This is a genomic window from Haladaptatus rarus, assembly GCF_054177585.1.
In genome coordinates, this window is record NZ_JBPEHG010000013.1 from 1 (window position 1) to 22888 (window position 22888).

The 22888-nt window shown below is 61.4% G+C and carries 30 protein-coding genes; 21 read left to right on the plus strand and 9 right to left on the minus strand.

Features of this window, described 5'->3' with window-relative positions:
* From nadC to ACR3FE_RS20935, 3 genes are all read left to right on the plus strand, one after another.
* Positions 1–480 (plus strand): carboxylating nicotinate-nucleotide diphosphorylase (gene nadC / locus ACR3FE_RS20925; protein WP_458209557.1); only part of this gene is annotated, 480 nt, incomplete at its 5' end.
* Between the two features lie 38 nt (positions 481–518).
* A complete protein-coding gene (locus tag ACR3FE_RS20930) occupies positions 519–1271 on the plus strand; it encodes an inositol monophosphatase family protein (RefSeq protein WP_458209558.1) in 753 nt (250 codons plus the stop codon).
* A 130-nt stretch (positions 1272–1401) separates the two neighbouring features.
* On the plus strand, positions 1402–1599 hold the full coding sequence (locus tag ACR3FE_RS20935; RefSeq protein WP_458209560.1) for an HVO_0649 family zinc finger protein: 198 nt from the start codon (positions 1402–1404) through the stop codon (positions 1597–1599).
* On the opposite strand, the gene gpmI is transcribed toward ACR3FE_RS20935, so the two are convergent.
* On the minus strand, positions 1593–3113 hold the full coding sequence (gene gpmI / locus ACR3FE_RS20940; protein ID WP_458209562.1) for a 2,3-bisphosphoglycerate-independent phosphoglycerate mutase: 1521 nt from the start codon (positions 3111–3113) through the stop codon (positions 1593–1595). The genes ACR3FE_RS20935 and gpmI overlap by 7 nt on opposite strands.
* 82 nt (positions 3114–3195) lie before the next feature.
* Here gpmI and ACR3FE_RS20945 point away from each other — a divergent pair, with 82 nt between their 5' ends.
* On the plus strand, positions 3196–4446 hold the full coding sequence (locus ACR3FE_RS20945) for a DNA double-strand break repair nuclease NurA (RefSeq protein ID WP_458209563.1): 1251 nt from the start codon (positions 3196–3198) through the stop codon (positions 4444–4446).
* Here ACR3FE_RS20945 and ACR3FE_RS20950 read toward each other — a convergent pair.
* The gene (locus ACR3FE_RS20950) at positions 4440–4775 is read right to left on the minus strand and encodes a DUF7113 family protein (RefSeq protein WP_458209564.1); all 336 of its coding nucleotides are present in this window, start codon (positions 4773–4775) and stop codon (positions 4440–4442) included. The genes ACR3FE_RS20945 and ACR3FE_RS20950 overlap by 7 nt on opposite strands.
* An 87-nt stretch (positions 4776–4862) precedes the next feature.
* Between ACR3FE_RS20950 and ACR3FE_RS20955 the strand changes: the two genes are divergently transcribed.
* From ACR3FE_RS20955 to ACR3FE_RS20965, 3 genes are all read left to right on the plus strand, one after another.
* Positions 4863–6671: an ATP-binding protein gene (locus ACR3FE_RS20955; RefSeq protein WP_458209565.1), complete on the plus strand. Its 1809-nt coding sequence runs from the start codon at positions 4863–4865 to the stop codon at positions 6669–6671.
* 129 nt (positions 6672–6800) lie between these two features.
* Positions 6801–7229: a universal stress protein gene (locus tag ACR3FE_RS20960; RefSeq protein ID WP_458209566.1), complete on the plus strand. Its 429-nt coding sequence runs from the start codon at positions 6801–6803 to the stop codon at positions 7227–7229.
* An 80-nt stretch (positions 7230–7309) separates the two neighbouring features.
* Positions 7310–7765 carry a hypothetical protein gene (locus tag ACR3FE_RS20965; protein ID WP_458209568.1) on the plus strand — a complete coding sequence of 152 codons (456 nt, stop codon included), beginning with the start codon at positions 7310–7312 and terminating at the stop codon, positions 7763–7765.
* Between the two features lie 97 nt (positions 7766–7862).
* Here ACR3FE_RS20965 and ACR3FE_RS20970 read toward each other — a convergent pair whose 3' ends face one another.
* The gene (locus ACR3FE_RS20970) at positions 7863–9077 is read right to left on the minus strand and encodes a KaiC domain-containing protein (protein ID WP_458209569.1); all 1215 of its coding nucleotides are present in this window, start codon (positions 9075–9077) and stop codon (positions 7863–7865) included.
* A 170-nt stretch (positions 9078–9247) separates the two neighbouring features.
* Here ACR3FE_RS20970 and ACR3FE_RS20975 point away from each other — a divergent pair, with 170 nt between their 5' ends.
* Both ACR3FE_RS20975 and mptA read left to right on the plus strand, forming a co-directional pair.
* On the plus strand, positions 9248–10072 hold the full coding sequence (locus tag ACR3FE_RS20975; RefSeq protein WP_458209570.1) for an NAD(+)/NADH kinase: 825 nt from the start codon (positions 9248–9250) through the stop codon (positions 10070–10072).
* 61 nt (positions 10073–10133) lie between these two features.
* Complete coding sequence (gene mptA, locus ACR3FE_RS20980; RefSeq protein ID WP_458209571.1) at positions 10134–11084, plus strand: GTP cyclohydrolase MptA; 951 nt, start codon at positions 10134–10136, stop codon at positions 11082–11084.
* A gap of 75 nt (positions 11085–11159) precedes the next feature.
* Here mptA and ACR3FE_RS20985 read toward each other — a convergent pair whose 3' ends face one another.
* Positions 11160–11339, minus strand: coding sequence for a hypothetical protein (locus tag ACR3FE_RS20985; protein ID WP_458209573.1), 180 nt, complete (start codon positions 11337–11339; stop codon positions 11160–11162).
* Between ACR3FE_RS20985 and ACR3FE_RS20990 the strand changes: the two genes are divergently transcribed.
* Positions 11338–12729 carry an NAD(P)/FAD-dependent oxidoreductase gene (locus ACR3FE_RS20990; protein ID WP_458209574.1) on the plus strand — a complete coding sequence of 464 codons (1392 nt, stop codon included), beginning with the start codon at positions 11338–11340 and terminating at the stop codon, positions 12727–12729. The two genes, ACR3FE_RS20985 and ACR3FE_RS20990, sit on opposite strands and share 2 nt — an antisense overlap.
* A 55-nt stretch (positions 12730–12784) precedes the next feature.
* Positions 12785–13144, plus strand: a complete 360-nt coding sequence (locus ACR3FE_RS20995; RefSeq protein ID WP_458209756.1) for a DUF4260 domain-containing protein — start codon at positions 12785–12787, stop codon at positions 13142–13144.
* A gap of 8 nt (positions 13145–13152) precedes the next feature.
* On the opposite strand, the gene ACR3FE_RS21000 is transcribed toward ACR3FE_RS20995, so the two are convergent.
* Positions 13153–13740 carry a DUF6149 family protein gene (locus ACR3FE_RS21000; protein WP_458209576.1) on the minus strand — a complete coding sequence of 196 codons (588 nt, stop codon included), beginning with the start codon at positions 13738–13740 and terminating at the stop codon, positions 13153–13155.
* A 207-nt stretch (positions 13741–13947) separates the two neighbouring features.
* Between ACR3FE_RS21000 and ACR3FE_RS21005 the strand changes: the two genes are divergently transcribed.
* From ACR3FE_RS21005 to ACR3FE_RS21020, 4 genes are all read left to right on the plus strand, one after another.
* On the plus strand, positions 13948–15189 hold the full coding sequence (locus tag ACR3FE_RS21005; protein WP_458209577.1) for an NAD(P)/FAD-dependent oxidoreductase: 1242 nt from the start codon (positions 13948–13950) through the stop codon (positions 15187–15189).
* A gap of 373 nt (positions 15190–15562) precedes the next feature.
* Entirely contained in the window at positions 15563–15772 is a 210-nt protein-coding gene (locus ACR3FE_RS21010) for a DUF7979 domain-containing protein (RefSeq protein WP_458209579.1), read from the plus strand.
* A 72-nt stretch (positions 15773–15844) separates the two neighbouring features.
* The gene (locus ACR3FE_RS21015; RefSeq protein ID WP_458209581.1) at positions 15845–16102 is read left to right on the plus strand and encodes a hypothetical protein; all 258 of its coding nucleotides are present in this window, start codon (positions 15845–15847) and stop codon (positions 16100–16102) included.
* 52 nt (positions 16103–16154) lie between these two features.
* Positions 16155–16568, plus strand: a complete 414-nt coding sequence (locus ACR3FE_RS21020; protein ID WP_458209583.1) for a DUF7124 domain-containing protein — start codon at positions 16155–16157, stop codon at positions 16566–16568.
* A gap of 92 nt (positions 16569–16660) precedes the next feature.
* Here ACR3FE_RS21020 and ACR3FE_RS21025 read toward each other — a convergent pair whose 3' ends face one another.
* Positions 16661–16897 carry a hypothetical protein gene (locus ACR3FE_RS21025; RefSeq protein WP_458209585.1) on the minus strand — a complete coding sequence of 79 codons (237 nt, stop codon included), beginning with the start codon at positions 16895–16897 and terminating at the stop codon, positions 16661–16663.
* A 187-nt stretch (positions 16898–17084) separates the two neighbouring features.
* On the opposite strand from ACR3FE_RS21025, the gene ACR3FE_RS21030 reads away from it, so the two are divergent.
* From ACR3FE_RS21030 to ACR3FE_RS21040, 3 genes are read left to right on the plus strand one after another with little or no spacing between them, the layout of a single operon-like run.
* Positions 17085–17618, plus strand: a complete 534-nt coding sequence (locus tag ACR3FE_RS21030; protein ID WP_458209586.1) for a DUF5815 family protein — start codon at positions 17085–17087, stop codon at positions 17616–17618.
* Between the two features lie 57 nt (positions 17619–17675).
* Positions 17676–17912 (plus strand): hypothetical protein, encoded by a 237-nt coding sequence (locus ACR3FE_RS21035; protein WP_458209588.1) that lies wholly within the window; start codon positions 17676–17678, stop codon positions 17910–17912.
* 48 nt (positions 17913–17960) lie between these two features.
* Positions 17961–18848, plus strand: coding sequence for a Vms1/Ankzf1 family peptidyl-tRNA hydrolase (locus ACR3FE_RS21040; protein ID WP_458209589.1), 888 nt, complete (start codon positions 17961–17963; stop codon positions 18846–18848).
* Here the strand turns inward: ACR3FE_RS21040 and ACR3FE_RS21045 are convergent.
* Positions 18845–19723 (minus strand): homoserine kinase, encoded by an 879-nt coding sequence (locus ACR3FE_RS21045; protein WP_458209591.1) that lies wholly within the window; start codon positions 19721–19723, stop codon positions 18845–18847. The two genes, ACR3FE_RS21040 and ACR3FE_RS21045, sit on opposite strands and share 4 nt — an antisense overlap.
* 277 nt (positions 19724–20000) lie before the next feature.
* On the opposite strand from ACR3FE_RS21045, the gene ACR3FE_RS21050 reads away from it, so the two are divergent.
* Positions 20001–21047 (plus strand): thiamine pyrophosphate-dependent enzyme, encoded by a 1047-nt coding sequence (locus ACR3FE_RS21050; protein ID WP_458209592.1) that lies wholly within the window; start codon positions 20001–20003, stop codon positions 21045–21047.
* Positions 21048–21125: 78 nt separating this feature from the next.
* On the opposite strand, the gene ACR3FE_RS21055 is transcribed toward ACR3FE_RS21050, so the two are convergent.
* Positions 21126–21356 carry an Lrp/AsnC ligand binding domain-containing protein gene (locus tag ACR3FE_RS21055; protein ID WP_458209593.1) on the minus strand — a complete coding sequence of 77 codons (231 nt, stop codon included), beginning with the start codon at positions 21354–21356 and terminating at the stop codon, positions 21126–21128.
* Between the two features lie 81 nt (positions 21357–21437).
* Between ACR3FE_RS21055 and ACR3FE_RS21060 the strand changes: the two genes are divergently transcribed.
* Entirely contained in the window at positions 21438–22127 is a 690-nt protein-coding gene (locus ACR3FE_RS21060) for a potassium channel family protein (RefSeq protein WP_458209595.1), read from the plus strand.
* Position 22128: 1 nt separating this feature from the next.
* Entirely contained in the window at positions 22129–22359 is a 231-nt protein-coding gene (locus ACR3FE_RS21065; RefSeq protein WP_458209596.1) for an Lrp/AsnC family transcriptional regulator, read from the plus strand.
* 42 nt (positions 22360–22401) lie between these two features.
* Here ACR3FE_RS21065 and ACR3FE_RS21070 read toward each other — a convergent pair whose 3' ends face one another.
* Positions 22402–22869 carry a DUF5813 family protein gene (locus ACR3FE_RS21070; RefSeq protein ID WP_458209598.1) on the minus strand — a complete coding sequence of 156 codons (468 nt, stop codon included), beginning with the start codon at positions 22867–22869 and terminating at the stop codon, positions 22402–22404.
* Positions 22870–22888: the final 19 nt, after the last annotated feature.

A 22888-nucleotide genomic window follows, 5' to 3' on the forward strand; every position in this document is an offset into this window, starting at 1 on the left:
GCGGCCCGAACCGTCAGCGACGAGGTGGCCATCGCCGGAACTCGGAAGACGACGCCCGGCCTGCGCGGAATCGAGAAGCGGGCGGTCGCGGCGGGCGGCGGCGACACCCACCGCCTCACGCTCTCGGGGATGGTGATGGTCAAGGACAACCACATCGCCGAGATGGGGCTGGTCGGCGCGATAGAACACTTCCGCGAGCTGGCGTCGTTCGCTACCAAGATCGAGGTCGAAGTCGAGCGGGCCGAAGACGGGCGTCGGGCCGCAGACGCCGGGGCGGATATCGTCCTGTTCGACAACCTCTCGCCCGCCGAGGTGAAACGCGGCGTCGAACTGCTCCCCGATGGCGTGCTCGCGGAGGCCAGCGGCGGCATCGGAATCGAGACCGTCGCCGACTACGCCGGAACCGGCGTGGACGTTATCTCGATGGGGTCGCTCACGCATTCGGCACGGAGTCTGGACTTCTCGTTCCGAACTGGCTGAATCGGGGCAGGTTTTACCCCCGAGTGATACGTACTCGTATGGACTCGTTCGATGAGACGGCGGTGCAGGCGTGTCGAGTCGCAGGTGAGTACCTCGTGCGGGAGTTCGAGCGCGAATCGCACGATGCCGACCACGGGCCGAACGACGTGAAATCGAGTGTCGACCGCGGTGCGGAGCGTCGAATCCTCGAACAGCTCACCACCGCCTACCCCGACCACGCCGTCTTCGCCGAGGAGTCCGGCGAGCGGTCGGGCGAGAGTGACTATCGCTGGGTCGTCGATCCACTGGACGGGACGAACAACTTCTGTTCCGGAATCCCCTACTTCGGGACTGCCATCGCACTGCTCCACGAGGACGACCCTATGCTATCGGTCATCCACGAACCGCTGCACGACCACACCTACGTCGCTCGCGACGGGCGAGCCACGTTCGACGGCGACCTGGTCCGCGCCGAAAGCGAGGTGTCGAGCGACCACGCGACGGTGTCGTTCGTCATCGGTCTCGACGTTCTCCACGACGACGAGCTGCTAGCGCAGGCTGGCGAACTCGAATCGACGCTCAGGGACCACTGCAAGCGAGTCTGGGAGAGCTGGGCACCCGCCCTCGACTGGGGACTGCTCGCCCGCGGAAAGCTCGAAGCGGTCGTCTGTTACCACCCCGACGAAGTGGAACAACACGCCGGATGGTTGCTCGCGGAAGCCAGCGGCGCTCGGTTGGCACACGAGGACGGCCTGTTCCTCGCGGCGGCGAGCGACGAGGTGTTCGAGGAACTGCACGAGGCGCTGTTCTGACGCCACTCGCAGCCAACCCGCCGGCAGTCTGGGGTGGAGTCGTCGCCGACGTGATGGAGGCGCCGGTAGAGAGAGCACAATTATCTGAATAATCGTTACAATTATACCGTGCCACAACATAGCATACAACATGGCAGTCAATTCGAGTCGCTCTCCCTTCGACAAACTGCGCAAGCACTACGAAGCGACGAAGCGACGATGTCCGAAATGTGGTTTCGTGGACGAGGAAGGCGAGTGGCGCGTTACCGCACGCGGCGGCAAGGTTCACTACCAGCACATCTGCCCGCGCTGTGACGCCATGGATACGCGTGTGCTCCGGTATCACTGATCGAGCAGCGATTCACCGGTCATCGCTTCTGGCTTCTCCACGCCGATGACTGACAAGAGCGTCGGCGCGAGGTCACAGAGCGACCCGTCCTCTCGGACGTTTCTATCACCATCGTCACCGTCGGGTGAGAGATAGACGAGTGGGACGAGGTTGTAGGTGTGGGCCGTGTGGGGGTCATCCGGTGTCCCCATGTCGTCGGCGTTGCCGTGGTCTGCCGTGATGAAGACGTGTGCGCCGTGGCTCTGGAGCGCCTCCACGAGTCGTCCGAGTTGTTCGTCGACAGCTTCGACCGCGGCGACTGCGGCGTCGAAATCACCGGTGTGGCCGACCATGTCCGGATTCGCGTAGTTCAGCACGAGCACGTCCGGGTCGTCCGAATCGACGACCGAGATGGCCGTATCGGTCACCTCCACGGCGCTCATCTCAGGTTGCTGGTCGTAGGTCGGTACGTCCGGACTCTCCACGATTCGCCGTATCTCGCCGTCGAACTCCACCTCGCGTCCACCGTTCAGGAAGTAGGTGACGTGGGCGTACTTCTCCGATTCGGCGATGCGGAGTTGAGTCTGCCCGTTCTCAGCGAGCACCTCGCCCAACGTATCCTCGGGTTGGTGGGGCGGGAACGCGACCGGCAGGTCGAACTCCTTGTCGTACTGGGTCAGCATGACGAACTCGACTTCGGGTGGGTTCGTCTCGAACTCCCAGACCGGGTCGATGTCGGCGATCAACCTGGTGAGTTGTCGGGCGCGGTCGGAACGGAAGTTGAAGAAGATCACCGCATCACCCTCGTCGAGCGTGGGGCCGCCGGAGACGAGCGTCGGTTCGACGAACTCGTCCGTCTCGCCGCGGTCGTATGACTCGCGGACTGCATCGACCGCAGTTTCAGCCTCGTGGTCGGTGTCGCGGTTCACGATCGCGTCGTAGGCCCGTTTCGTGCGTTCCCAGTTCTGGTCGCGGTCCATCGCGTAGTAGCGCCCCGAGACGGTGGCGATCTCGCCCGTTCCTCGCTGGTCGATGACCCCCTGCAGCTCGCCGAGGAAATCAGCCCCGCTTTTCGGGGGTGTGTCACGCCCGTCGGTGAAGGCGTGCGTGACGGCTTCGACACCCCTGTCTGCGGCGAGTTCGATGAGTGCGTAGAGATGCTTCTGGTCGGAGTGGACGCCGCCTTCGCTGACGAGACCCATGAAGTGGACGCGCCCGTCGTGCTGATCTGCGTACTCGAACGCCTGGTCGATGGCCTCGTTCTCGCCGAGTTCACCCGCCTCGATAGCGTCGCTGATGCGAGTGTACTCCTGGTTTACCACTCTACCCGCACCGATGTTGAGGTGGCCCACCTCGCTGTTGCCCATCTGTCCTTTCGGCAGGCCGACCCTGCGACCGGTCACGTTAAGTGTTCCGTATGCGCCCGTGCGCGCGAAGCGGTCGAAGTTCGGCGTGTCTGCCGCTTCGATAGCGTTTCGACCGCCACCTTCGCTTCCCAGCCCCCATCCGTCGAGTACGATGAGTCCCGCTTTCATGGGCGAACCGTGGTCGGCGTGCGGTAACTAAGCTTCGCTCGAAAGGCGACCTTTTTTCGGGGTGCGATTTGATGAGACGTGCATGACTCTCGACCCCGTCCACTTCGATGGCATCGCCAGCCTGGCGCGCCAGATCGACCACGACGTGGACGACACCGACCACCGAGATTTCGCAGAAACCGTCTGGAAGGATTTCCTCGACCCCCTCTATCACGGTGGGCGGGCTGTACTCGAACCCATCGACGACGTTCGCCGACAGTGCGTGGACACCGAGACGGTCGCCCTGCAAGAGGACGCGTTCGAGACAGCCCACGGCGTCGATTCCGGTACCATCAATCCCCGAACATTTCGGAATGGACTCGTCCTCGACATCGCACAGGCAGCGATGAGTGCCACACCCTCCGACCTAGATCTCCATCGCTCGCGCACCGTCATCGCAACCGTCCACTCGAACGACGCGACGGTTCAGATGGACGACGACTGGACGAAATTCGACGCCGGATACAGCAAGGGACAGGTCGTCAAAATCCCACGTATCAGCCGATACGAGGACGCGGTCGTTCACGCTCTCTCGCTCTACCTCGCGGAAAGTCGGCACGCGCTCGACCACGCAGACGTGGTGGACGACCTCCTCGTCCTCGACGGGCCGGTGTATCCGAAAGCCATCCTGAACTGGTTGGACAGGGACGCAGAGTTGGCGGAACTGGTCACGACGGAAGAGACACCCCAGTCCATCCTCCGGAACTACGTTCGACTCGTGGATGAGTTCGTCACTCGCGACGTGCCACTGATCGGGTTCGTCAAGAACATCTCCTCGCGATCGCTCGTGGATACGCTCCGAAAGAAGACGACCGCTCCGTGGGCCCACGATGCCGCCCTCTTCTCGCAGATACTCGAACGTGGTGAGTTCGTGGACGGCGAGTTCGAGCGGCGAACCGACGAACTGTCGTTCACGAACTGGTTCGTCTCGCGGATGGGGCCGGACGCTGTATTCGCGCCGGATGACGACACGCTCGAAATCGACCGCGAACTAACTCCGGAGTCGTACGAAGTCTCCTTCTTCGTCGTCTACGATCCTCGGGACGATATCGCGTACAAGATCGAAACGCCGCGGGCGTTCGCCGAAGACGACGACCTGCGCGAGCGAATCGAGCGGCAGGTTCTCAAGGAGATCGCCGTCAATCGCGGGCCACCACTCGCCATCCAGAAAGCCGACAGCCTCGCTCGAATCGGAACGAACGAACGTCGGTCACTCATCGAAAAACTCGAAGCGACGTTCGAAAGCAAAGAAGATCGCACCTACGACGACAAACGATGGGGAATCGACTACTGAAGTTCGCCTTTCTCGATCGTTATCTCCACTTCTTTGGCATCGACACCGATCCGAGCGAACTGGGTTCTGATGTGGTCTTCTGCGGCGTCTACCGCCTGTTCTCGGGTGTCGAAACCTCGCGGCATCGGTGTGTCGAACGCGACGTTGACCTCCTTGCCGGAGACCATCTGGGCAGTACCGCCGCTTTCGACTTGATAGAACTCATCACAGACCCACACGTAGGGGGCGTCTTCGTCCGGTGCTCCTTTGAACGTGGGCGCTCGTTCGCCCCGCTCGTACAACGTGCCCGTCAGGGTGGTTCCCCCCGCTTCGCCGCGAACGAGTAACATGAAAAGGAATAGAACACGGAGGGGTAAAAGGGACGCGACGGAGTGTCGTGCGAAAGGTGTATCACGTACGCCTGAGATGGCAGGCGCATGAGCGATTTAAGTAACTTCGAGGACTTCGGAAACGATTCCGGCGACGATGGGGAACCAACCGCGTCGGAAACCGAAGTAAAAGACCAACCGGAGGACGACGACTTCGAGCGCGTCGACCTCGGCCCGGTCGGTGACGACCGAGGCATCGGCACCCTCGCGGTGTCAGAAGGCTTATCCATCGGAGAAGAGAGCGACGACACCTGCCTCCGAGCCTACGTGACCGCGCCGAATCGGGCCGAGGTACGGATCGGGAAGTATCTGCTCGTCCCCTATCCGGACGGCGAGAAACTGTTCTGTCGCATCACGACGCTGGAGTACGCCCAGGAGTTCCACAGCGACGACGCCACCGAGATACACGCCCGGCGAGCCATGCGAAGCAAGTCGATAGACGAGACGGATTACAAGTTCATGGCGACGCTGGAACCGATCGCCGTGCTCTTTGCGGATGGGGGAGAGCTAAAGCGGCGGATGACCGACCGCGTTCCAAAACCCGAGACCATCGTCCGGCAGGCCCGCGATAAACGCGAGATCAAGACCGGGTTGAAGATTCCCGAAGAAGGTGTGTTCCTCGGCCATCTCTCGGTCGGTGGCGAGAAGGTGCAGACCGCAGCAGAGCCGCCGACTATCGATTATCGGGTGAAAGACGACTACGACTCGGGCGACCCACTCGTCTTCCGACACACCCTCGTCGCAGGCGGCACGGGGTCGGGGAAGACCCACGGCGCGAAGAACATCCTCCGGCAGTATCTCTCCGAAGAACGCACCTACCCGATGGACGACGGACGTGACGCTCGGGCGGCAGTCGTCCAGTTCGACCCACAGGACGAGTACGCCCAGATGCACGACGACAATCCCGACGTGAACCGCGACGACGTGCGTGCGTGGGAACGTGAGGGCGTCGCGCACGGCGGCCACGACGAGACGGTCGCGTTCGTCCCGAAAGTGAGCGGCGTCTCCTACGCCGCAGACCACCATCGAGCGGAGCAGGTAGAGTTCACGATTCCCTTCTCGATGGTCGAGGACAACCCGTGGCTCGTCGCGGGTGCGAAACTCAACGACAACCAGTACGGTGCGCTCCACTTCCTCCTCGGTCGGTTCTTCCGCAACTACGGCGACGGTGGCACCTACGACGAGTTCCTGTCGTACCTCGACGACCCGGCGCTGCGCGAGGAACTGGACGAAAGCGGTCGCGTTCACGAAGCGACGTTCGACGCGGTGAAACGCCGGGTTCGGTCGATTCCGGGCGGCGTGTTCGACCAGGCCGCAGACTCGATCACCGATCTCGTCCCGCAGTTCGTTCGGTCGGGTCGGCTGTCGGTCGTCCCGACGTACCACCTGCCGACGAGTCGCGCGAAAGAGATGGTCGTGCTCGCCGTCGCCAGCCTGCTCATCGACGAGAAGCTCTCGAACGCACCGGAGTTCGAGCGTATCAAAGAGACGCCACTCGTCGTCGGTATGGACGAGGCACACAACTTCCTCTCGGACGCGGAAAGCGTGCAGGCCCAGAAGGTCATCGGGAAGTTCACGGAGGCGGCGAAGCAGGGTCGCAAAGAACGACTCGGTCTGTTCCTCATCACCCAGGATCCACAGGACATCGCCGAATCCGTCTTCAAGCAGATCAACACGACGGTCGTGTTGAATCTCGGCGACGAAGACGCCATCAAGAGCGTGAACATCCCACCGAATCTGGAGAAGAAAGTTCCGTACATGGAGAAAGGACAGATGGTCGTCTATTCGCCCGACAACTCCGAGCCGGTCGAGCTTATCGGCCTTCCGAAATGTGTGACTCGGCACGGTCGGAAGTGAAACCGGTAGAGGATTTCAGAGTCACATGCGAGTACCCGAATAAAGAGATGAAAACGCTCGAGCTGGTTCGTCTCCATCGAGTTGCGAAGTAGACAAAATACTATATCAAACGCGTTCGTTTCCCCAGATATGGGCAAGCGGATTCTCGTTCCAACTGATGGGTCTGAGCAGTCGAAGAAGGCACTGGAGCACGTCTTGACCGAGTTTCCTGACGCTGATGTGACGATCATCAACATCATCGACCCCATCGATGTCGGCTACACATCGACGGTCGGGATGCCGGGGTACTCGGAAGAGTGGTACGAAGAATCCAAAGCGAACGCCGAGGCACTGTTCGAAGACGCACAGGAGATCGCAGACGAGTACGACGTGACCCTCTCGACCGAGACGGAACTCGGACGACCCTCCCAGACCATCGTGGAGTTCGCCGAAGAGCACGACTTCGACCAGATCGTCATGGGCAGTCACGGACGCTCGGGTGTCTCCCGCATCCTGCTCGGCAGTGTCGCAGAAACGGTCGTGCGGCGCTCGCCGATACCGGTGACGGTCGTTCGCTAAACCAGATTCGAGCGCAATTTTCTGGCCGACCCCGACCTCGGACAGCGAACGTCGAACGCGAGCGAAGCGAGCAGTTCGACGTGAGCGATAGGCCATCGACGCAACCGCCGGAAACCGCCCGGCGACACAACCAGCAAGAACCCTCCGGCGGCACTACCACCAAGAATCGCCTGGCGACACAACCACCGAGAAACCGCCCGGTGACACAACTGCCAGCGGCCAGCACACTCACCGCGACCGAGAAGCGAAAGCGACGAGTGAGCGGGCCGACGACCGAGCGGAATTCTCGTGAGCGACCGGAGGGAGTGACCGAGATCCCCGAAAATCTCCGATTTTCGGGATGTAACGAACGCTTCGCGTTCGTAACCAGCACGGAAGAGCAAGCTCTTCCGGAACACAGTGGAGCGAGGGAGGAGTGTCTTCGTGAGCGACGCGAGCGAATGGCTCGGAAGTCGCACGCCCGCGGAGCGTCAGCGAGCAGGAACGTCCACAAGAGCGACGCTCTTGTGTGCCAATCAGAAATCTTCGATTTCTGATGACGTCTTCCGCTGCTTTTGGTCGAGCTTTCACAGGGAGACGGGGCCCGGTCGCGCGCGACGGCACGCGCCCACTCGACCGTCGTAAAAGGTCGTTTCAGAAGAGATTCGCCTGCTGATAGACGCTGATTCCCTCGTTGGTGATGTCGTAGGGTTTGATATCGCGTGAGTGATTCGCGTCACGGATCTTCTGGATCTCGATGGCGAGTCGCGTCTCCCGGAAGTCGTCCGTCCCGCGGACGTACTGGAGGATGAACACGGCGTCGGTGAGATACTCGATGATGCCGTGTCGGGAGGCGTAGGGGTTGTCGTCGCTGGCCTCGCTCGTGAGCATGGTCGTCACGCCCGCCTCCTTCAGACTCCGGGTGAAGTCGTAGATCTCGTTTCGGCGCGCCGCGCGGTCTTCGAACATCATCTCCAGCAGCGAGACGGAATCGAGGACGAGCCGTGTCGCGCCGAAATCACGGACGAGTCCGGGGAGTTCGTCCTGGATACTCGACAGCGAGTTCGCCATCTCGATGGGGTCGATGTCCACGACGGCGAGGCGGTCGTCTGCGACGTACTCGTCGTACGGCCAGCCTTTCTCCGTCGCGCTGTTGATGATGCGCTCGTGGCTCTCCTCCAACGTGATGTACACGGCACTCTCACCGCGCGAAAGCGCGTGGTTGAGGAACTGGAGTCCGAACGTCGTCTTCCCGGTCCCGGCGTTGCCGATGGCGACCATCAACGTTCGCTCGGGGACACCGCCCTGGATCATGCTATCCAATCCGTCGATGCCGATGTCGATGCGCGGGATGTCGGACTCGAACTCCTCGTCGTCGAATCCGCCATCATCGAGCCCGCCGCCGCCGAACGCACCGCCGCCACCGAATCCGCCATCATCGAATCCGCCACCGAACGCACCGCCGCCACTCTCGCCGAAATCCGGTTCGTCGGTACCACCGACGTTGGGTGCGTTCTTGAGCGCGTCCGCGAAGTCGTCGTCGAACAGTGGTTCGCTGTCGGCGTCGTCCGCTCCGGAGGCCGTCGGCGTGTCTATCCCCGCGTCCGCGGTCGCGTCCCCTTCGAAGTCCGCGCCTGCATCCGTCCCGAAATCCGTCGCATCGTCTGGACTCGACGCACTCGGTTCGTCCACGGGAGTCCCCGAGTCGTCTTCCACAGATTCGGGTGATTCGGGATGGTCGGGTTCGAGCGAGTCCGAGTCAGATTCAGGCCGTTCTTCTGATTCGGGCGATTCCGAGGATTCTCGGGAGTCCTCGTCTTCGTCGTCCCGGCGGAGCGCGGCCTCGAACCAGTCGTCGTCCTCGGTCACGGAACCACCTCCAGTCCGTTTTGCCCCCGGACGGTGCTCGTGCTCGTTTCACTCGCACTCGCGCACACCCGTGTCCGGGAAACTGTTCTCATCATCCAGTCACTTAGCCCCAGTGCAAATTAATGTTGGTGTCGGCGGCTTTTTGGATACCCGGAGAGAACGCAGTCGTGATGAACGTCGGTATCGTCGCCCAACGAGGAAACGAGCGGGCCGCAACACTCGCAGGGGGACTACGGGAGACACTTCGAAACGACGACGTGAACGTTCACCTCGACGCTGCGACAGCCGAACGCCTGGGCCTCGACGGCGTGGACGTGTCCCGGATGGCGGAGAACGATCTCGTCGTGAGCATCGGCGGCGACGGCACCTTCCTCTTCGCCGCTAGCGGGGCGAAGGGGACGCCGATAATGGGCGTGAACCTCGGCGAAGTCGGGTTTCTCAACGCCGTCATCCCGGAGGACGCGGTTCGTGAAGTACAGGCGATCGTCGAGATATACCGCGAGTCGAGCGAGATTCCCTCGCGGGAGGTTCCTCGCCTTCGCGCGACCGGCGAGGGTGGGTGGTCGGTACACCCCGCGATGAACGAGATCGTCGTACAGGGAGCACAACGCGGGCACGGTCAGGGACTCGACTACGAGGTACAGATCGATGGAGTGCAGTACAGCGAGGGGCACGCTGATGGGGTGCTCGTCTCGACGCCGACCGGGAGCACCGCCTACAACCTGAGCGAGGGTGGGCCGCTGGTACACCCGAGCGTGGATGGACTGGTGTTCGCAGAGATGTGTTCGACCGACCCCATGCCGCCACTCGTGTTCGAACCGGGCTACGAAGTCGAGATTCGCGTGGAAAACGCCCCGTTCGCGGTGGTCGGAAGCGACGGAACGCAGGTCCGGATCGACCCGCCCGAAACCGTGACCGTCTCGCTCGCAACGGAACCGGCCCGAATCGCCGGACCGTCTACGAACTTCTTCGAGGGGCTCTCGAAGCTGGACTGATCGCTTTCGGGGGGTGCCGGAAGCGCAAGCCTCTAATCCCGTCTCTCACAAGAGTTGGATAATGAAAGAGCAACTTCCCGACGTGCAGGCGACGGAACCTGACGTGACCGTTGGCCTGAACCGGGTCGGCGTGACGGGGGTCGAAAAACTGGTCGAAGTCGCCCGACCCAACAAGCGACCCTACGTCCTGACCGCCGAGTTCGACGTGCTCGTCGACCTTCCGAGTTGGCGCAAGGGCGCGGACATGAGTCGGAACATGGAGGTCGTCGACGAAGTGTTAGAAGACGCCGTCAGCGAACCGACCTATCGCGTCGAAGACGTCTGTGGCGACGCCGCAGAGCGCCTGCTCGAAAAGCACGACTACACGACGAGAGCCGAAGTCAGCATGGAAGCGGAATTCATGGTGCGCGATACGACGCCCGAGAGCGAACGCCCGACGCAGGCCATGGTGGACATCGTCGCCAGCGCCACGGCCACCGAAGCGGAGACGAAAGAGGAGATCGGCGCGCGCGTCACGGGTATGACGGTCTGTCCCTGCTCGCAGGGGATGATGAGCGGGCGCGCGAGAGAGAAACTCCTCGACCTCGGCGTCGGTGAACGCGAAGTCAAAGAGTTCCTGCGCGACGTGCCACAGGCGGGTCACTCCCAGCGCGGCCACGCCACCCTCACCGTCGAGAGCGAGGATGCACCGGAGGTTGACCTCCACGAACTCATCGAAGTCGCGCGCGATTCGATGAGCGCCCGCATCTACAACCTCGCCAAGCGCCCGGACGAAGACCACATGACCTACCACTCGCACGCCAATGCGAAGTTCGTCGAGGACTGCGTGCGAGACATGGCCCACGGCATGGTCGAGGCCTTCCCCGACCTGCCGGACGACGCAGTGGTGACGATGAAACAGAGCAACGACGAGTCCATCCACCAGCACAACGCCCACGCCGAGCGCGTGGCCGAAGTCGGGACGCTTCGTGAGGAAGTCGCCGAATCGGAAGGCGAACCAGACAGCGAGTAGGCGAAATTTCGGATCTTTCCTCCCGGTCATCGACGACAGTAGATCGAACGCAAAAGTTGATTGTACTGAAATGTACTAAAATGTACTGCCGGTGTCCCAAACCCCACGCATGCGAGCGACAGCACCGACCTTCAGCATCGTCCCGACGACGCTGACTCCGTCGAAAATACCTTCTCGAAACCCGTTAGCGAGAGCTACTTTCCAGATCGCGTGGTCGTAACACGTATTCCACAGGGCAACGAACCAGACGCCCATGATAGGTATCGTCGGTGGGGGAATCGCTGGATTGGCCGCCGCCTACCGCCTCCAGAAGCACGGCTACGATGTGCAGGTGTTCGAAGCGAGCGACGACCTCGGCGGACTCGCCGCGACCTACGAGACGAACGGCGACCGCATCGAGAAGTTCTACCACCACCTGTCGGCGTCCGAGCAGACCATCATCGACCTCATCGACGAACTCGGCCTGGGTGACGACCTGGACTGGCCCATCGGGAAGAACGCCTACTACGTCGATGGCGTCGTCCACCCACTCGACAAGCCCTGGGAGATCCTCGCGTACCCGCACATGAGCGCCTACGACAAGTTCCGCCTCACCCTCCTCACGCAGGAGATCGATATCCGCGGCGGGATTCCGAAGTTCGACACCTACGAACACCTCGAAGATTTCGAGGACGTACCGATCAAGGATTTCCTGCTCGACCACACCTCCCGTGGCGTGTACGAGAATTTCTTCGAGCCACTGCTCGACGCCAAATTCGGGAGCAAGAAGGAGAACGTGAGCGCCGCGTGGCTCCTCGGACGCATCAAGTTCCGCGGCGAGCGCGACCTCCTGCGGGGCGAACCATTGGGCTACCTCCGTGGCGGCTTCGGTCGCCTCATCGACGCGCTCGTTGAGGAGGTCGGGAAAGAGAACATCACGACCGGCGTGCGCGTGACCGACCTCGACACCGAAGACGGCGCAGTCCAGACACTCACGACGGAAGCGACCCAGACCGTCGAAGCGACCGCCGCAGACGGTGGCAGCGTAAACGACGACGTAAATGACGAAACCGTGACCGAGACCTACGACGTGGATGGTGTCGTCGTCGCGGCGATGCCGAACGTCCTCGAAGACCTCACCGGCTACGAGTGCGACATCGATTTCCAAGGGGCGGTCTGTGCGCTCGTGACGATGGACGAATCGCTCACCGACACCTACTGGCTCAACATCGGCCACGATGCTCCTTTCGGCGCGCTCATCGAACACACGAACTACATCCCATCGGAGCAATACGGTGGCGATAACCTCCTCTACGTCGCCAGCTACATCCAGGATTACGAGGAAGACCTCTGGCAGATGGACGACGACGAGATCGAGGAACTGTGGCTCGCCCACATAGAGGAGATGTTCCCAGAGTGGAACCGCGACTCGGTAACGCAGTTCCGCCTCGCGCGCAACCCGCGCGCCGCGCCCGTCTACGAGCGTGGCTACCTCGACATGGTCGTTCCCTTCGACCTCGGGGACGACATCGCCGACGGAATCTACTACGCCGGGATGGCGAGCAGGGCACAGTACCCGGAGCGTAGTCTCAACGGCGGCATCGTCGCAGGCTACGAGTGTGCGGACAGGCTCGCCGGGAAGAAGGAAGTCGTCAGCCCGGAGTAATCTGAACCTACTTCTCCTCGAATCGCCAACCAATCGCACGGAACCACGAACGTTTCTGCGGGTCGAGGGGTTGGCAGTGTTTCTCGCAGCGACTGCGACGTTCTTCGGCTCCGATGGCCCACTCTGGCTGTATCTCGTGCTGGCGCTCGCCCCGGACATCTCGATGGTCGGGTATCTCGCTGGAGCGCGTCTCGGAGCGACTGCTTATAACCTCTTTCACACCGACACCAGTCCGATCGCACTCGCCGGAGTCGGGGTATGGTTCGACGTTCGGTTGGCCGTGCTGGTCTGGGCGGCACACATCGGCGCCGACCGGCTGGTCGGATACGGACTCAAATACTCGTCCGGATTCGAAGATACACATCTCACGCTGAATGAGACGGGTCCGTCCCCGGAACCAGTAGTAGAGCGATAGCCGACCGACTACGCTTCGCCTTCGTCCACGCCGGGTGCATCCTCGACGCTCACGTCCTCGGGTTCGTCCTGCCCACCGACGCGAATCTCGCCGTCGTCGCCCTGCACGTACACGTCGTCCGCGAAGCCGCCTTCGGCGTAGGGGTGTTCGGGGTCGTCCAGTTTCTCTGGCGTCGAGGGTGCTTCCGGAACGCCGTCGGTAGGTGCGAACTCGCCGAGTGGGTCGGCGATGGTGATGTCGTGGCGCTCGAAGAACGTCTCGTAGCGGTCGTAATGTTCGCCGAGTTCGTCGCTCGGGAACTCCATCATCTCCGTCCAGCCGTGGTTGAAGAAGTCGAAGTTGGCCTGGATGTGCGTTATCTCACGGGCTTCCGCCTCGGGTGCGCCCGATTGCAGGGCAACGAGATAGCTGTCCATCGTGGCGTCGAAGAAGGCATCGAGGTGGTCGCGCCGTTCTTCCCGATGGTCGGGGTCGGCCTTCTTGAGGAAGATGTCGGTGTGCATGTCCACCAGTTTCCCTTTGACCACGTCGCGGACGACGGGCAGTTCGAGCGCCTTCTTCGAGGCGAAGTGGCGGGCGTTCTGACGGATCTTCATGGGGCAGGGTTGGGACGCGAGCGCCTTCAACGTCCCGACTCTTTCGACCGCGCATTTCGACACCCTCGTTTCGCCTCTCCGTTTCGACGCCACCAACTCCGAATCTCGACGCCTCGTTTCGCCTTTGCTAACTCAGATGTGTGTTGGCGTATGACACCGATTTCGAGATAGCAATCCACTTTAACCCCGACGAAGAAGTTCCATTACATGAGCGAGTCGTACGTGATTATCGGTGACGGTATCGCGGGTAGCTCCGCGGCGGAGACGATCCGTGAAGCGAAACCTGACGCCGATGTAACCGTCATCACCGACGAGGGCGAAGCCCTCTACAACCGTATTCTCATCAAAGAATTCGCCAAAGGAAAACTCCCCGAAGCACCGATCTCCATCCACGAGGAAGATTGGTACGGGGAGCGAGATATCGACCTCGAACTGAACACGTTCGTCACGGACATCGATCCCGACGCACACGAAGTCCACACGCACGACAGTGGCACGTTCGAGTACGACAAACTACTCGTCGCGACTGGCGGGACGCCGACCCAACTCCCCGTCGACAACAGCGACGCCGACGGCGTCCACCACTTCTGGACGTTCCAGGACGCCCGGAAGATCGCCGAGAACGCCGAGAAAGCCGAAAACGGCGTCGTCATCGGCGCTGGTCTGCTCGGCATCGACCTCGCAGCGATCTGTGGCGAACAGGACGTCGACGCCTACTACATCATGCGTGGCAATCGCTGGTGGCGCTACGGCCTGAGCCTCGACGGTGCGGAGATCATCCACGACGCTCTCAGAGAGAAGGGCGTCACCCCGGTCCTCGAAAGCGGCGTCAACGGTTTCGAGACGGACGACGACGGCAACGTCGTCTCGACCCTCGACGCTGACGGAAACGAGTACGACAGCGAGTTCGTCGGTATCGCCATCGGTCTCAACTTCAACACCGAGTATCTGCAGGGATCTGGCGTCGAGACGGACAACGGCGTCGTCGTCGACCAGTACATGCAGACCAACGTGGACGACATCTACGCTGCAGGCGACATCACGCGCTTCTATGACGTCATCCTGGACGAGTACACCCAGAACGGTTCGTGGGGCAGTGCGAAACAGCAGGGCGTCATCGCCGCGAAGAACATGGTCGCAGACGACGAGGAAGAGGAGTTCCGCTGGGTCTCCTCGTACTCCATCACCCACTTCGACTTCCCGTTCCTCTCCTTCGGCTTCCCGACACTCGGCGACGACGAGTGCGAGCGCAAGTACAGCAACACCGAGTGGCGGCGACTCTCGTTCAAGGACGGCAAACTCATCGGTGGCGTCCTCATCGGCGATATCGCCCCGCAGGGCAAGTACAAAGACCTCATCCGGAAGGAGGTCGACGTGGCCGACCAGAAAGAGATCCTGCTCGAAAAGGAGTTCGACCCCGAGAAACTCGCGCTCCCGCAGGAACAGTAACGTCGAACCGCAGTTTTCGGTCGAATCACGGTTTGCGGATCTTGGTGACGGAGAATATCATCACGCAGTTCGTGGATTGCTACTTCATCGATCTCATAGAGTGCAGCCGGTACAGTCGCGGTCGTAAAATGCAGTCGGTGCAGTCACAGTAGTTCGATTCCAACGATCACAGTTCCGACCGAGACAACGACCGAAGGGGTTACCGAGAACCGTCTTCGGAGAGCCATTTCAGCAGCGACTCCCGTCAGGGAGAGTATCCACTACCCGTCTTCCAACTCTCCCGACTCGGAATTGTAGGAATATTTGTAACGACGGTAAGGTTTAAGCAAGAGCACGTCATTTGTTATCACAGACCAGTCCGGTCTGTGGTAGTGTGAACCCTAAAATAACGGTCGAACCAGCAGAGACGATTCCGGACGACGCGAGCGTCCGGCACTACGACGAGCTAGAAAACGGTGCCAAACAGCACTTCCCGAGCGTCGTCGAGGACGGCGAGCAGACCATCGACGTCGAAACAGCCCTCCAGTTCAGCGACGGTGAATTCGTGAAATTCACCGGCTACTACCGAGTCCTTCTCGCGTAGCTGACCTCCCTGCTGTCGGACTGTTTTGCCGGAAGCTTTAAGATACGCCACGTCAATTGGTAACATATATCAATGGCTACGAACACGACAACTAGTGTTGGGTCTGCACCGACCGGCGATGCGAAGTCCCTCCTCGTCCGCCGAACCGAGACGGTGGCACCAGAAGGGCAGGTGCACCACTTCGACGAACTCTCCGACGAGTTCCAGCAGGTGCTCGTGGAGTTCGACGGCGAGAAATCGGTCGTCCCGATCACCCAGCAGTTAGCCGACGAGGTCACGGCGGACACGACCGTGGTCTTCACCGACTACTACCGCGTCGAAGTCGTCTGAACATAGCAGAACAACCGAAGCCGTTTTCTCCGGCAGGACGGGAGTTAGGAACATGAACGGAAGCGGCGAGATGACGCTCGCGTTCGAACTGTCGGCACTCAAGACGCTATCGAGTCCCGGAACGGTGTTCGAGGACGCCCGGCGCTGGACGCGCTACGTCGGCGTCATCTCCGACCAGCCGACCTACGTGGTGACGAACTTCACCCGGAAGAATCGCATTCGACAGGACTTCTTCTCCGGCCCGAAAGGGAGAGCCGAGAGTCTCGACAGCGTGAAAGCTCAGTTCGACACCGACCGGCACGTCTTCGTCGGAACGACTGACGACGACCGCGAACTCGCCGAGGAACACGACTGGGAGTTCCTGCACGTCGAAGACGCGGCAGAAGCGGCAGAGTGGGAGCTCGCCTCCGAGGAATCCGAAGACGAGGGGACGGTCGAAGAGGACGTGCGCGACGACTGGCCCTGAACGCTCGCAGCGAGGTTGGTGGATCCACCTGGAAACGACGAACTACTGGACAGCAGCACTGTTACGACCGAAAAAACGCATATCACAGATCATCAATCTTCGCGCAGATACCGTCGTCCGTACTCCGTGATCTCGTAGCAACACCAGTTCGTGTTGCGGACGAATCCGCGTTCGGTGAGGAGACGACATCTGCTCGCCGTCACGCAACCGGACAAGGAAAGTCGTCGTTCGATGTCGAGTCGAACCTGTATCCCGTCGGTGTCGAGCAGTCGGAGGATTCGTTCGTCTATCGGACGCAGTCGGTCGGGAACCCCACTGGCCTGTGCCATGCTCGTCCATATTTTCACCGGAAATAAGTAGCTCGCTAAGAGCGATATGTACCGGAGACGCCCGCTCTGGAGGGCTATTGCTCGCTACCTCTCCGACTCGAAGTAATGTTCCACCGTGTGGTTCTGGCAAACCGTTGGGCGAAGTGTAATCACGTCGTTTAAACTCGTAAAGGACGAACCAACGGCCATGGCAGAACCGCGTGTGCCGGGTGGACGAGGTGCGACACTCGACCTCCCCTGTGGCGAGTCGGTGAAAACGCACGACATCGACATGGGGATGCGTGAGTACGACTGCGACTGCGGTGACTCCCACGCGGTCGTGTTGGACATCCACCCACCTTCTCGATTCGTGCCGGAGTTCCTCGTCGCCGTCCTCCGCGAAACCATCGACACTTCGGACGACCACGGTGAGTTCGGAACGATGCACCTCATGGGCGTCGTGTTAGAAGAGTTCCCCGAGGAGGTGGTGAGCAAGGACGTTGCCGAAGACCCCGACCTCGGCTACGCGATGGTGTGGATCACCGACTTCGACTCACGACGACTCCACGAGGTAGTCGTCGAACTCATCGTCGAGTTGATGGAACACGCCATCAGCCACGCCGACAACGAGGATGCGATGAGCCAGTTCGAAGCCGATATGCTGAACTTCGACGTCCCGGAGTTCGTCGAGCAGTACCGACGAGAACGGGACTTCAGCAGCCCACACGACCGTCCAGCGTAGAGCGTCTGACGCACGTCTGACTGAGTCTTAAGTAGGAATACAACTATATTATTATATATGAACGTTCGGGGGAGAGAGTTCGACCGCATCCGCGAGGTCGTCACAGAGACCGAAACCGACGAACCCCTCACGGCGCGTGAAATCCTCAGCCTGCTCGATGAACACGGGGAAGGGTTCGAGAGCGCACACGAGGTCGCAACCGTGCTCGGGCGGCAGGCGCAGTACGGCGACGTAACCGTGATTCGCTCCTCACCCTACCGCTACTCGATCGGCGAACTCGGCGAGAGCGCGTAGATTCTCACACACCAACTTTCAAGAGTCTCTACCACGCCCTTCGAGTCGATGCTGGACGAGTTGCTCGGGCGCGCCGAGTTGAAAGAGCGGATCGAAACCCTCGAAGAAGAGAAACATCATCTCGAACGACGAGTGGAAGCAGAGCGTGAACGCAGAGCAGATGCTGTCACCGAGCGACAGGAGGCCGAAGAACGGGTCAACCGGCTCGAAGACCGCATCACGGAACTCGACGACCGGGTCGAGCGATTACAAGACGACGACACGGACCTCGATTTCCGAGGCGTCGAGACACTCCACGGGGAACGACTCGACGAGATTCTCGACCGTCTGTCGAGTTTCGAGACGGAAACGGAGGGGGCGCTGACCGCGATGGTGGACGACGACCTCCCCGAAGACGTGCACGAACTGTTCGACGACCACGCGACGCTCGTCGCACGCGCCGCACCGTGTCTCGTTACGGCCGACGACGCAGGACTCGTCAGTGCCGCCCTCGTCCCCCCGAATCCGCCGGAAGCGTTCGTCACGTGGGACGACAGTTTCGACATCTCGACGGAGTGGTTCCGCCCCGAGGGACGGTTCGCGCTCGCACTCGTTCGCTCCGACCTTTTCGCGCTCGGCGTGTACGACGGACGGGAACGGCAGTCGTTCTCAGGATTCGAAAGCGACGTGAAAGGCGACCACTCGAAGGGCGGGTTCTCGCAGGGCCGGTTCGAGCGCAGACGGGACGCCCAGATAGACGAGCATCTGGAACGGTGTCGAGACGAAATCGAGGGGAGTGATGCAGATCAGCTGTACGTCGTCGGTCAGCGAACGCTCCTCTCCGAGTTTCGGGACGTTGCCGACCGGACGAAGCCAGTGGACGCGACAGGGAAGCCGAAGGAGGCACTGGACGACGCCTTCCACGAGTTCTGGACGACACGCTGCTATCGAATCTAGCGAACGACGGTCGCACCGCTACCGACCGCCGTCTGGTAGGCTCGTGCTTCGACATCTGCACCGAGGAAGGCATCGAGCATGGTGCTCGCAACGGCACTTCGCGTTCCATCGCGGCAGATGGCGAGGACGCTCGGCCCCGCCCCACTGACGGCGACCCCTGTTGCACCTGAATCGAGAGCAGCCTCTCGAACCGTGTCGAAACCGTCGATGAGCGACGACCGCGAGCCGGTGACCGAGTGGTCGCGCAAGCCCCGGCCCACGAGTTCGGGGTCGGCGCGGAACATCCCCGCCGTGAGCGTCGCGGCATCACCGACGGTTTCGACGAACTCGTCGAGACCGACGGACTGCGGGACGACCTGCCGTGCGTCACGCGTCGAGACGACGATCTCGGGGAGACAGGCGACCAGCGGAATCGAGGTATCGACCTGCGTGATGTCGTCATCGGTGACGATGGTGAACCCGCCGAGGATGGCAGGTGCGACGTTGTCCGCATGGGCCTCGCCCGAGACGGCGGCCTCGCCCTCAGCCGCAACGCGAACGAGTTCTTGTCGTGATAGTCCGCAGTCGTAGAGTTCGTTCAGTGCGACGGCAGCACCGGCAGCACTCGCGGCGGACGACCCCAACCCCGAGGACGGGCGAACACCCTTGTCGATCCTGATATGTGCAGGCGCATCGAGTGCTTCGGCGACGACGCCAGCCGTGTTCTTCTTCGGATCTTCCGGAACGTACTGTCGTCCGACTCCCGTGACCTCGATCGTCGTCCTGGGCGCGCGTTCGACCCGCACGACATCAGCGGGATGCTCTAGCGCCAGTCCGAAGACGTCGAATCCGCTTCCGAGATTGGCGCTCGTCGCAGGAGCCCGCACTGTGACCATGGGGTAGGTATCGAAAGCACGGCCAAAAACCTTCGCTTCGACGGGGATAGCAGGAATCCAGAATGTGTGGGTCGAAAGAGCGTGAACCTATCGCGATTCTCGACGTTTGAACACAGTCACACCCTCTTCATCGTGGGTGTGATCCCTGTGGAGTCGCGTCCACCCTCGAATCACGCCCCCACATCTCGATTGAATCTTCGTCCAACTTTCGGCACGACAGCAGGGATGCGTCGCGGGATTCGGAACGACTTTGAAACCGGACTCCCTGCCCGGAGGCATGAACCGAATCATCGGAGAGCGCGAACTGGCCGCGACGCCGTTCTCCGCCGAAGACGCCCGCGAGACCTTCGAGAAGATGATTCTCGCCCGGCGATTCGACGAGCGTGCGATCGCGCTCCAGCGACGAGGATGGATGAGCAGTTGGCCGCCGTACCGCGGGCAAGAGGCCTCGCAGGTCGGTGCAGCACTGGCGCTGGCCGACGACGATTGGCTCTTTCCGACGTATCGGTCGAACGCGATGCAGGTCGCGCGCGGCGTCCCCATTAGCGACGTGCTCCTCTTCCGGCGAGGTCGCCCGGAGTATCACTCCGACCACGACGTGCCGACTTTCCCACAGGCGGTTCCGATCGCCACCCAGATCCCTCACGCGGCGGGCGCAGGCATGGCGATGAACTACCGTGGCGACGAGGACGCCGCACTCTGTTATTTCGGTGATGGCGCGACGAGCGAAGGCGACTTCCACGAGGGGCTGAACTTCGCGGGCGTCTTCGACGCACCGGTCGTCTTCTTCTGTGAGAACAACAACTGGGCGATCAGCCTCCCTCGACACAAGCAGACCGCGAGCGAGAGCATCGCCATCAAGGCCGAAGCCTATGGATTCGAGGGCGTGCAGGTAGACGGTAACGATCCACTCGCAGTCCGTGAGACGGTAAGCGACGCACTCGATTCGGCCCGGAGCGGGAAACCGGTGCTCGTGGAGAGCCTGACGTATCGACATGGTGCCCACACCACCAGCGACGACCCGAGCCAGTACCAGGACGTCGAACGTGACCTGCCGGAGTGGCGGAAGGCCGACCCCCTCGAACGATACGAATCGTGGCTCCGCGAGCAGGGACTCGTGGACGACGAGTTCGTGGCGGAAGCACACGACGATGCAGACGAACTGTTAGAAGCGGCAGTCGAAGAAGCCGAAGCGGTCGAAGACCCCGATCCCCACGACGTGTTCGACCGGGTGTACGCCGACGTACCGCCCCGACTTCGCGACCAGCGAGCGTGGCTAGATTCGTTCCTCGAAACCAACGACGTGTACGAACTCGACCACTGACGGGGTGACGTAACTCGACCACAGAAGCATCCAGCGACCGCAGTCGCACGTCGATCGCAGTGCTCGTCGATGGCGCGACTAGTCGATGGCGATGTACGTCTTCGTATCTACCACGCCATCGAGTCCCTGTACGTCGCCCGAGGCGGTCTGGAGGACATCGTACACTTCACCAGCATCGACCTCGACCACGATATCGTAGTCTCCGGCGACGATGTGTGCCTCCTGGACGCTTCCGAGCCCGCGCACCGATTCGAGCAAGCTCTGAGATTTCCCCGCAGCAGTGTTGACCATGATAAACGCGTGCACCATAGTGGTGTGTGATACTCTATCATGCTAGAAAAACCTTCCCCCGGAGAAAGGTTATTCAACCCCTCAATCGTACGGTGTGACATGCGATTCGTTATCATTGGTGCAGGAAGGGTCGGCCTGCGAACCGCCCGTGTCCTCCGGGAGGAAGGCCACGACGTGGTGCTCGTGGAACGCGACGTGCAGAAAGCGAAGCGCGCACGGAACGACGACTTCGAAGTCGTCGAAGGGGACGGATCGAAAGAGGAAGTTCTCGAACGAGCAGGTCTCGACACGGCGGACGCGATCGGCGGACTGACCGGCGACCTGAACGTCAACTTCGCAGCCTGCATGGTCGGCAAACATCACGACTGTCGAACCGTCCTCCGCATCGACGAGGATTACCGAGAGGACATCTACCGGAAATTCGCCAGCGACGTGGACGAAGTCGTCTACCCGGAACGACTCGGTGCCATCGGCGCGAAAAACGCACTGCTCGGCGGCAACATCCGTGCTATCGCCGACATCGCCCAGAACCTCCAGGTGGTCGAACTCACGATCACCGAGGAATCACCGATGGGAGGCTACTCGATCAGCGAACTCGAACTGCCCGCCAACGCGCGCATCCTCGCGTTCGGCAAGCGCGACGAGCCGATGGGGATTCCACTGCCCGACGATTCCCTCGAAGTCGGTGACAGAGTCGCCGTCCTCGCGGATTTCGCCGTGCTAGAGGACGTTCGCAGGATCCTCGTCGGCGATGGCAGTCGAGCGAAAGCAGAAGCAGGAGGTATCTAAGATGGTCGCAGCATACATCATGGTCAAAGCGAACACGGGAGAGGCGGATCGGCTGAAGAAAACCATCCTCGACATCGATGGCGTACAGGACGCCCACATCGTCGCCGGGGACGTCGACCTCATCGTGAAGGTGAAGGTCGAGAACCCCGCCGAAGTGAAGACCATCGCCGCCGACGGTATCCAGGGCGTTCAGGGTGTCGAGGACACGCAAACGTACATCGCGATGGATTGAGCGTCGTTTCGCGGCGGATAATATCTGTCGCTTGACGACAGTTCAATCGTAGTTCTGGTGTGCCCGCGATATCAGCTCTGAAGCGGGGTCACCGTACTCGTATCCGGGGATGATTCCCTGAACCCACGTTCCTTCGACGAAATCGACGACGGCCATCGCGTCGTCGGCTGCTTTGTCCGGATAGCCCGAAAACTCCAGCGTGAGAACCACCTCGCCCCCGTCTCGCTCGATCGTCGGCTGAGTCACCTCGTTCGCAGAGAGGACGGTGTGCGTATCTTCCAGTCGGAGTTGGAGCGTCTCGAACCAGCCCGTCTCGACTACGTTGGCGACCGTCTCGTCCTCGACGACGGTCGACAGCATCGGTGTTCGAACCGTCACCGTGACGGATTCGTCGCTCAGTCGGGCGATCCCTTCGAACGGTGTCGTCGTCGCGACGAAGGTTCCAGCCCCGTTTCGCTCGAATCCATCGTGCAAGGAGAACGCTCGCTCGATAGGTGTCGTCTGCGTCATTGGCGTCGGTAGGAGGGCG